The organism is Hydrogenophaga sp. OTU3427 (assembly GCF_038440225.1).
Classification (GTDB): Bacteria; Pseudomonadota; Gammaproteobacteria; order Burkholderiales; family Burkholderiaceae_C; genus Hydrogenophaga.
The window spans coordinates 58,933-66,886 of record NZ_JASATI010000027.1; the positions used below are offsets into that span (position 1 = coordinate 58,933).

Sequence of the window (7,954 nt, forward strand, 5' to 3'; positions counted from 1 at the left end):
CATGACCACCGAACTGCAACTGGGCGGCGTGCGCGCCGCCATGACCGTGATGGGCTGCGACGACCTGCCGCCCATGCTGGACTTCCTGGTCGCCCGCCTGGGCTGGCGCATCGACGCCATCTTTCCGGCCGACGGCCCGCGCCACGCCATGCTCAGCGGGCACGGCGCGCGTCTGCACCTGCGGGTGGGCGAGCCGGCCGGCCTGGCCGCGCTGGAACTGCTGTGCGACGACCCGGACGCCGTGGCCGGTGGCCAGCGTGAGCTGCTCGCGCCCAACGGTGTGCGGGTGCGCCTGCTCCATGCCGACCCGCCGATGCGCCAGCCGGCCACCCGCCAGGCGCTGGTGATCGCGCGCAGCGACGCCACGGCCCACTGGGCCGTGGGCCGCGCCGGCCTGCGCTACCGCGACCTGCTGCCCGAGCGCCATGGTGGCGCCTTCATCGCCTCGCACATCCGCATCCTCGACGGCGGCCCGGTGCCCGACTACGTGCACTACCACAAGGTGCGTTTCCAGGTCATCTACTGCCGCAAGGGCTGGGTCAGGGTGGCGTATGAAGGCCAGGGCGAGCCCTTCGTGATGCAGGCCGGCGACTGCGCGCTGCAGCCGCCCGAGATCCGCCACCGCGTGCTGGAAAGCTCGGCCGGCGCCGAGGTGGTGGAGCTGGCCAGCCCGGCCGAGCACATCACCCTGGCCGACCATGCGATGGACCTGCCCAACGGCAGCTACCCGGCCGATCACGACTTCAAGGGCCAGCGCTTCGTGCGGCACATCGCGGCCCAGGCGGCTTGGGCGCCGTGGCGCCTGGACGGTTTCGAGGCCCGCGACACCGGCATCGCCGCCGCCACCGACGGCCTGGCCGGCGTGCGGGTGCTGCGCTGCGCCGGCGAGCCGCCGGCCCGCTGGCAGACCCACGCCCACGAGTTCTGCTTCTATTTCGTGCTCTCGGGCCGCCTGGTGGTGGAGGTGGACGGCCAGACCCATGTGCTGGCGGCCGACGACAGCATCACGTTGCCGGGCGGCATGCCCTACGCGATGGCGCCGCTGGGCGGCTGCGAGCTGCTGGAGGTCAGCCTGCCGGGGCAGTTGAGCCCGCTACGCTGAGTTGTCGCCGGGCGTGGCCGGCGCGCCGGCTTCGTCGGCCGCGAGGTTTTCGATCATGGCCAACAGCGACTTGCGCACCGTGGCCACGCTTTTGTCGCCCAGTCCAGCCACGCTGATGCGGTTGACCTCCTCGGCCAGCGGCACCAGCCGCTGCTCCAGCGCCCGCCCGGCGTCGGTCAGGAACACATGCATGTTCTTGCGGTTGCCCGGCAGCTGGCGGCGTTCGATGAAACCCATCTGCTCCATGGCCTTGACGGCGCTGAAGGTGGTGGGCTCCATCACGCCGGCCAGCTCGCTGAGTTCGCGCTGGGTCAGTCCGTCCTTGATCCACAGGATGCGCAGAAAAGTCCAGTGACCGAAGGACACGCCGTGCACCTGCAGCCGCAGCTGCAGGGCCCGCATCTGTGCCCGCGCCACGTCGCGGATCAGGTGGGCCAGCCGGTCGTCGGGCACGGCTTCGCGCCAGTGGCGCAGCAGGTCGTTGGGCGTGGGGGACATGGGCTGGAGGGGAGCGTTCAATCAGGCAGGGGCACCTGGTGGCTGGGCATGATATCGGCCCCGGTGCGCGCCGATTCGAGCAGGGCCAGGCAGACCGCCACCGTGGCGCGCGACCAGCGCCCGCCGTGCATTGGCGTCCGGCCCTCTCGGCCCACGGCCCACAGCTCGTCAATGACCTCGGCCCGTGGCACCGTGGGCACCTGGGCCGGCACGAAGTGGCTGCCGGTGTCGTCGAACACCAACACACCCCGTGGCGTGAGCCGCAGGTCGCCGCGTTCGCAGCTCACCAGCACCGGGCCGAAGTGCTGGCAGGCGTCGGGCGCGTCCGCGCTGGGCGGGACGTAGAGCGAGCCGCCGAAGTTGCGCTCGGCCTTGAGCGCGGCCTCGGCCGCCTCGTCGGTCACGGCCCGCAGGCGCGCACGCGTCTGACGGTGTGTGTCGGGCGATTTGGGGCGGCCCATCTCGCCGACGCCGTCCATCAAGGCGTCGGTGTCGTAGTGGCCGTAGCCGTTGTAGGTGGCATTGGCCACGGCGCCGCTGGCAAAGCCCAGCAGCGCGGTGTAGGCGCCTTCGGTGGGGCGGGCCGGGTCCCAGCGGCCGGTGAAGGCGCGCACCGAGGTGACCTCGCCACCGGCCAGCAGGCGCAGGACGTCCATCTGGTGCGCCGCCTGGCTGAAGGCCACGCCGCCGCCCAGGGCGGTGTCCAGCTCCTCGGGGCGGCGCGGGCGGTAGAGGAAGTCGGTGTACTGCATGGCGTGCACCAGGCGCACCGCGCCCCAGCGCCCGCTGGCGATCAGCTCGTGGGCCAGCAACACCGGCGCGTTGAAGCTGTGGCTGTGGCCGACGATGAGCTGGGTGCCGGCGGCCTCGCAGGCGTCGATCATGCGGCTGCAGTCGTCCAGGCTCAGGGCCAGCGGTTTTTCCACCAGCACGTGTTTGCCGTGGCGAGCGGCCAGCAGCACGTGGTCCACGTGTATCTGGTGGGGCGTGGCCACATACACCCACTCGACGGCGGGGTCGGCGCAGACCGCCTCGGCCGAGGCGTGGGCGGTCCCGCCGAAGGTGTCGGCAAAGGCCGTGCGTGCGCCCTCGCGCGGGTCGAAGGCGGCGACCAGCTGCACGCGGGGGTCGCCGCGGAACGTGGGCACCATCAGCGTGAAGGCCCGTCCAAGCCCGAGCACGCCGAGCTTGATCGCCCCCACGCTCCGCCGCTGGCGCGGGTCGCTGCCCCCCGAGGGGGTGTGGGCTGGCTTGGGGCGGCCCGGCGCTGCGCCCTGGGTCTCGTGGTTCACAGATCCAGCACCAGGCAAGGCGTCTTGGCGCGCGAGACGCAGACCATGATGTGGTCGGCCTTTTCTTCGTCGAGCAGCACCAGGTCGCGGTGATCGGCCTCGCCTTCGAGCAGGCGGGTTTTGCACGAACCGCAGGTGCCGCTTTCGCAGGAGCTGGGCACGTGCACGCCCTCCAGGCGCAGGGCGTCGAGGATGGACACGCCGACCGGCACTTCATAGGTGCGGCCGCTGTGTTCCAGCCGCACTTCAAACGGCTGGTCGTCGGCGTGGGGTTTCGTGTCACCGCCAAAGCTCTCGAAATGCACCGCGCTGGCGGGCCAGTGGCCGGTCATGTCGCGCACCGCGTCCATCAGCGGCGTGGGGCCGCAGCAGTAGACATGTTGTCCGGCGGCGCTGCCGGGTTTTTCGAGCAGCGGCCAGAGGTCGAAGGCGTTGCCCGGGTCGCCCTGGTCGTGGTGCACGGTCACGTGGGGCGCAAAGTCGGGGCCGCGAAGCTCGTCCAGGAAGGCGCTGCTCTCGGCGTCGCGGGTCAGGTAGCAGAGCTTGAACTTGCGCGTGCCCTCGGCCAGCAGGTGGCGGGCCATGGCCATCATGGGCGTGATGCCTATGCCACCCGCGATGAGGATGAAGCTCTTGGCCTTGGCATCCAGCTCGAACAGGTTCTCGGGCGCGCCCACCTCCACCAGGGCGCCGGCCCGCACGCCGTCGACCAGGCTCAGCGAGCCGCCCCGGCCATTGCCCTCGCGTTTGACGGCGATCACGTAGCGGTCGCGCTCGGCCGGGTCGTTGCTCAGTGAGTACTGGCGCATGGCGCCGCCGGGCGTCTTGATGCGGATGTGGGCGCCGGCCGTGAAGGCGGGCAGCTCGGCGCCCTCGGGGTGGCGCAGCTCGAAGCGCTGTATGCCTCGCGCAGCGGGCTCGGCCACGGCGACGCGCAGGCTCATGACGGTGGGGGTGGTGCTCATGTGGTGCTCTGCCTAGCGATGAAGAGGGTTTTCCGTGTTGACAATGATCAAACACTTTGTGAAAATCATTATCTTAGACATCTAAGTAAATTGCAAGCCCGGCTTGCCCTCACGGAGACGCCATGCACCGCCGCACCCTCACCTCTCTGGCCCTTGCCCTGGGCCTCCTTCCTGCGCTGGGTTTTGCGCAGGCAGGCTACCCCAGCAAGCCGGTCAAGTTCATCGTGCCCTACGCGGCCGGCGGCCTGCCCGACACCGTGGCGCGGGTGGTGGCACAGCGCCTGACGGAGCGCCTGGGCCAGGGTGTCGTGGTGGACAACAAGCCGGGCGGCAACGGGGTGGTGGCCTTTCAGGCGCTGCAGCAGAGCACCCCGTCCGACGGCCACGCCTTCATCGTCTCGGACGGCTCCATGCTGTCCATCACGCCGCAGATCAACAAGGCGGCCAGCTACGCGGTCGGCAAGGACATCCTGCCGGTGTCGCTGATCGCGCGCTCACCGCTGTTCATCGTCGCCCACCCCAAGACCGGCGTGAACACCTTCCAGGAATTTGTCACCCTGGTCAAGGGCAAGCCGGGCGAATTCACCTACGGCTCGTCCGGCATCGGCAGCAGCCACCACCTGACCATGGAGGCGCTCAAGGCGGCGCTGGGCCTGGATCTGCGCCACGTGCCCTTCCGGGGCTCGGGCCAGTCCACGCCGGCGCTGGTGGGCGGACAGGTCGAGTTCTCGGTGGCGGCCCTGCCGTCCATGGCCGGCTTCGTCAAGAGCGGACAGGTCAGGCTGCTGGCCAGCAATGCCCCTGCACGCTCCAGCCAGGCGCCCGATGTCCCGGCCGTGGCCGAAACCGTGCCCGGCTTCGACTTCTCGGTGGTCATCGGCGTGATGGCGGCCGCCGGCACGCCGCAGGCGGCCATTGACCGCATCGCCAAGGAGATCGCCGAGGTGGTCAAACATCCCGAGGTGGTCAAGACCTTCCAGACAGCGGTGATCGACCCGGTGGGCGCCGGCCCGGCCGACTACGCCCGCGTGATCGCCGGCGAGAACGAGCGCATGGCCAAGGCCGGCAAGGTGGCCGACCTGAAAGCGGAGTGATTGCCCGCGCTTGATGCCGCGTCGCTGAGTCTGCTGACGCTGTGTGCGCTGGCCTTTGTGCTTGGCGGCGTGGTCAAGGGGGCGCTGGGCGTGGGCCTGCCGCTGGTGGCGGTGCCGCTGTTGTCCCTGTGGCTGCCCAGCCCGCAGGCCATAGCGCTGCTGGTGGCGCCGGTCCTGCTGTCCAACCTCTGGCAGGCGGTCGAAGGCGGGCGCCTGCGCGGCAGCCTGCGCCGCTTTGGCGGGCTGATCGCCGCCCAGTGCCTGGCCACCGTGCTCACCGTGCGACTCACACTGTCGCTGAGCGTGCAGCAGCTCAACGTCATGCTGGCCCTGGCGGTGCTGCTGGCGGTGGCCCTGATGGCCTGGCAGCCCAGCCTGCGCATCAGCCCGGAGCGCGAGCGGGTGGTGGGCGTGGGCGTCGGGCTGCTGTCTGGTCTGCTGGGCGGCGTGTCCTCGCTCACCGGGCCGGTCATCATCACCTACCTCATGGCGCTCAAGCTGCCACGCGAGGACTTCATCGGCAGCATCAGCATCATCTACCTGTCGGCCGCCGTGCCGCTGTACGGCGCCATGCTGCTGTTCGGGCGTATCGGCGCCAGCGAGTTGGCCTTGTCGGTGCTGGCCCTGCTGCCCATGGGCCTGGGCCTGCTGGCGGGCAAGGCCGTGCGCCGCCGCCTGGACGAAATCCTGTTCCGCCGCGTGTTGCTGGCCTTTCTGTGTGTGCTGGCCGCACTTCTGCTGTTCAAATAGCGGGCATGAAGCCTGATTTACCCGCCGACCACGACACCCTGGTGTGGAGCGACGCCCTGCTGCTGGGCTACGCGCCCATGGACACGGTGCACCGCGAATTCGTCGACACCGTGACCGCCCTGCTCAACGCGCCCGAGGCCGAACTGCCGCGCTGCCTGGATGCCTTCGCCGACCATGCGCGTGCCCATTTCGGCGAGGAAGACCGCTGGATGGTGGAGACCAACTTCCCTGCGCGCGAATGCCACATCGACGAACACGCGGCCGTGCTGCACTCGGTCGAACAGGTGCGCGAGCTGCTGGCGCGGGGCGACAGCACCGAATGCCGGCGCCTGGCGCGCGAGTTGATGCGCTGGTTCCCCGGCCACGCCGACTACCTGGACTCGGCCCTGGCGCACTGGATGTGCAAACAACGCCTGGGCGGCAAGCCCGTCGTGCTGCGCCGTGGCGTGGCCCACCCCTTGGAAGGAATCGACCATGTTGCTGATGACCATCGCCGCGCGTGATGCCGACCTGGGCCACGGCCTGCGCGTGCGCCGCGTCCTGCCCTACGCCAAGCGCCGCATGGTCGGCCCCTTCGTGTTCTTCGACCACGCTGGCCCGGTGACCCTGCCGCCCGATGCGGTGCGTGGCGCCGACGTGCGGCCCCACCCCCACATCGGCCTGTCCACCGTGAGCTACCTGCTGAGCGGCGAAATCATGCACCGCGACAGCCTGGGCGTGGTGCAGCGCATCCGCCCCGGCGAGGTCAACTGGATGACCGCCGGCCGCGGCATCTCGCACTCCGAGCGTTTCGAGCACCCAGCCTCGTTTGCCGGTGGCGGGCTGGAACTGATGCAGTTCTGGGTCGCGCTGCCCGAGGCCGACGAGCAATGTGAGCCCGCCTTCACCCACTACGGGGCCGAGGCCCTGCCGCTGATCGAGTCACCCGGTCTGCGCTGCCGCGTGCTGGCCGGCGAGGTCATGGGCCAGCGCAGCGCGGTGCGCACCTCGTCGCCGTTGTTCTGTGCCCACCTGGAGCTGCATGCCGGCGTGGGCTTCACGCTGGACGGGGTCTACCCCGAGCAGGCGGTGTACGTGGCGCGCGGTGCCGTCAGCCACCAGGGGCAGACCGCCACCTCCGGTCAACTGCTGGTGTTCGACCAGTCGGCCGACACCCTGCTGGCCGAGCAGGACAGCGTGCTGATGGTGTTCGGCGGCGAACCGGTGGGGCCGCGCCACATCTTCTGGAACTTCGTGTCGTCCCGGCCCGAGCGCATCGAACAGGCCAAGGCCGACTGGCGCGCCGGGCGTTTTGCCCTGCCGCCCGACGACCACGACGAGTGGATCCCCTTGCCGGGCTGATCACACCTCCGTCACATGCCCGCCAGCAGCGTGGCGTTGCCGCCCGCAGCCGTGGTGTTGACGGTGACGGTCTGCTCGGCGCAGAAGCGCAGCAGGTAGTGCGGCCCGCCGGCCTTCGGGCCGGTGCCGCTCAGGCCTTCGCCGCCAAAGGGCTGCACGCCCACCACCGCGCCGATGATGTTGCGGTTGACGTAGACGTTGCCGACGTGGGCACGCGCCGCCAGGGCCTGAGCCCGGCTGTCGATGCGGGTCTGTATGCCCAGCGTGAGGCCGTAGCCCAGGGCGTTGATGGCGTCGATCACGGCCTCGGGTTCGCCGCCCCAGCGCAGCACGTGCAGCACCGGGCCGAAGATTTCCTGCTGCATGTCGGCCACCGCCTTCACCTCGAACATACGCGGCGGCACCAGGTGGACCGGCTGGGCCGGCACGGCGGTCGGGGGCAGCAGGTCGCGGGCGCTGCCCTGCAGGCGGGCCAGGTGGCGCTGGATGTTGTCGTAGGCCTCGCGGTCGATCACCGGGCCGACGTCGGTGGACAGCTGGGCCGTGTCGCCCAGCACCAGCTCCTGGGCGGCGCCGCGGATCATGGCGATCACGCCGTCGGCGATGGCCTCGTGCACACACAGCAGGCGCAAGGCCGAGCAGCGCTGGCCGGCGCTGCGGAAGGCGCTCTGCACCACGGCGTCGGCCACCTGCTCGGGCAGGGCGGTGCTGTCCACCACCATGGCGTTGATGCCCCCGGTCTCGGCGATCAGCGGAACGATGGGGCCGTCCTTGGCGGCCAGCGCGCGCTGGATGATCTTGGCGACCTGGGTGGAGCCGGTGAACACCACACCGGCCACGCCGGCCTGGGCCACCAGGGCGGCCCCCCCCCCCGGGCCCCGCCCCGCCGCGGGCACGGGGCCCGCCCGGGCG

9 protein-coding genes are annotated in these 7,954 nt (G+C 70.7%); 5 read left to right on the top strand and 4 right to left on the bottom strand.

Annotated features, from left to right (window positions below; genetic code table 11):
- Position 1 precedes the first annotated feature (1 nt).
- On the top strand, positions 2–1,102 hold the full coding sequence (locus AAHB17_RS15900) for a cupin domain-containing protein (RefSeq protein WP_342131614.1): 1,101 nt from the start codon (positions 2–4) through the stop codon (positions 1,100–1,102).
- Here AAHB17_RS15900 and AAHB17_RS15905 read toward each other — a convergent pair.
- The 3 genes from AAHB17_RS15905 to AAHB17_RS15915 all read right to left on the bottom strand — a co-directional run bounded on the left by AAHB17_RS15905 (position 1,094) and on the right by AAHB17_RS15915 (position 3,857).
- Positions 1,094–1,600: a MarR family winged helix-turn-helix transcriptional regulator gene (locus tag AAHB17_RS15905; protein WP_342131615.1), complete on the bottom strand. Its 507-nt coding sequence runs from the start codon at positions 1,598–1,600 to the stop codon at positions 1,094–1,096. The two genes, AAHB17_RS15900 and AAHB17_RS15905, sit on opposite strands and share 9 nt — an antisense overlap.
- Positions 1,601–1,617: 17 nt before the next feature.
- Complete coding sequence (locus AAHB17_RS15910) at positions 1,618–2,802, bottom strand: Gfo/Idh/MocA family protein (RefSeq protein WP_342131623.1); 1,185 nt, start codon at positions 2,800–2,802, stop codon at positions 1,618–1,620.
- 86 nt (positions 2,803–2,888) lie between these two features.
- The gene (locus tag AAHB17_RS15915; protein WP_342131616.1) at positions 2,889–3,857 is read right to left on the bottom strand and encodes a PDR/VanB family oxidoreductase; all 969 of its coding nucleotides are present in this window, start codon (positions 3,855–3,857) and stop codon (positions 2,889–2,891) included.
- Between the two features lie 122 nt (positions 3,858–3,979).
- Between AAHB17_RS15915 and AAHB17_RS15920 the strand changes: the two genes are divergently transcribed.
- Genes AAHB17_RS15920 through AAHB17_RS15935 form a run of 4 tightly spaced genes read left to right on the top strand, consistent with a single transcriptional unit; the run spans position 3,980 to position 7,042 of the window.
- Positions 3,980–4,951, top strand: a complete 972-nt coding sequence (locus AAHB17_RS15920) for a Bug family tripartite tricarboxylate transporter substrate binding protein (RefSeq protein WP_342131617.1) — start codon at positions 3,980–3,982, stop codon at positions 4,949–4,951.
- Entirely contained in the window at positions 4,952–5,701 is a 750-nt protein-coding gene (locus AAHB17_RS15925) for a sulfite exporter TauE/SafE family protein (protein WP_342131618.1), read from the top strand. It abuts the gene before it with no gap.
- A gap of 5 nt (positions 5,702–5,706) precedes the next feature.
- Positions 5,707–6,204 carry a bacteriohemerythrin gene (locus AAHB17_RS15930; RefSeq protein WP_342131619.1) on the top strand — a complete coding sequence of 166 codons (498 nt, stop codon included), beginning with the start codon at positions 5,707–5,709 and terminating at the stop codon, positions 6,202–6,204.
- Positions 6,176–7,042 carry a pirin family protein gene (locus tag AAHB17_RS15935; RefSeq protein ID WP_342131620.1) on the top strand — a complete coding sequence of 289 codons (867 nt, stop codon included), beginning with the start codon at positions 6,176–6,178 and terminating at the stop codon, positions 7,040–7,042. Before AAHB17_RS15930 ends, AAHB17_RS15935 begins: the two co-directional genes overlap by 29 nt.
- An 11-nt stretch (positions 7,043–7,053) precedes the next feature.
- On the opposite strand, the gene AAHB17_RS15940 is transcribed toward AAHB17_RS15935, so the two are convergent.
- A partial coding sequence (locus tag AAHB17_RS15940; RefSeq protein ID WP_342131621.1) for an aldehyde dehydrogenase family protein occupies positions 7,054–7,954 on the bottom strand: 901 nt, incomplete at its 5' end.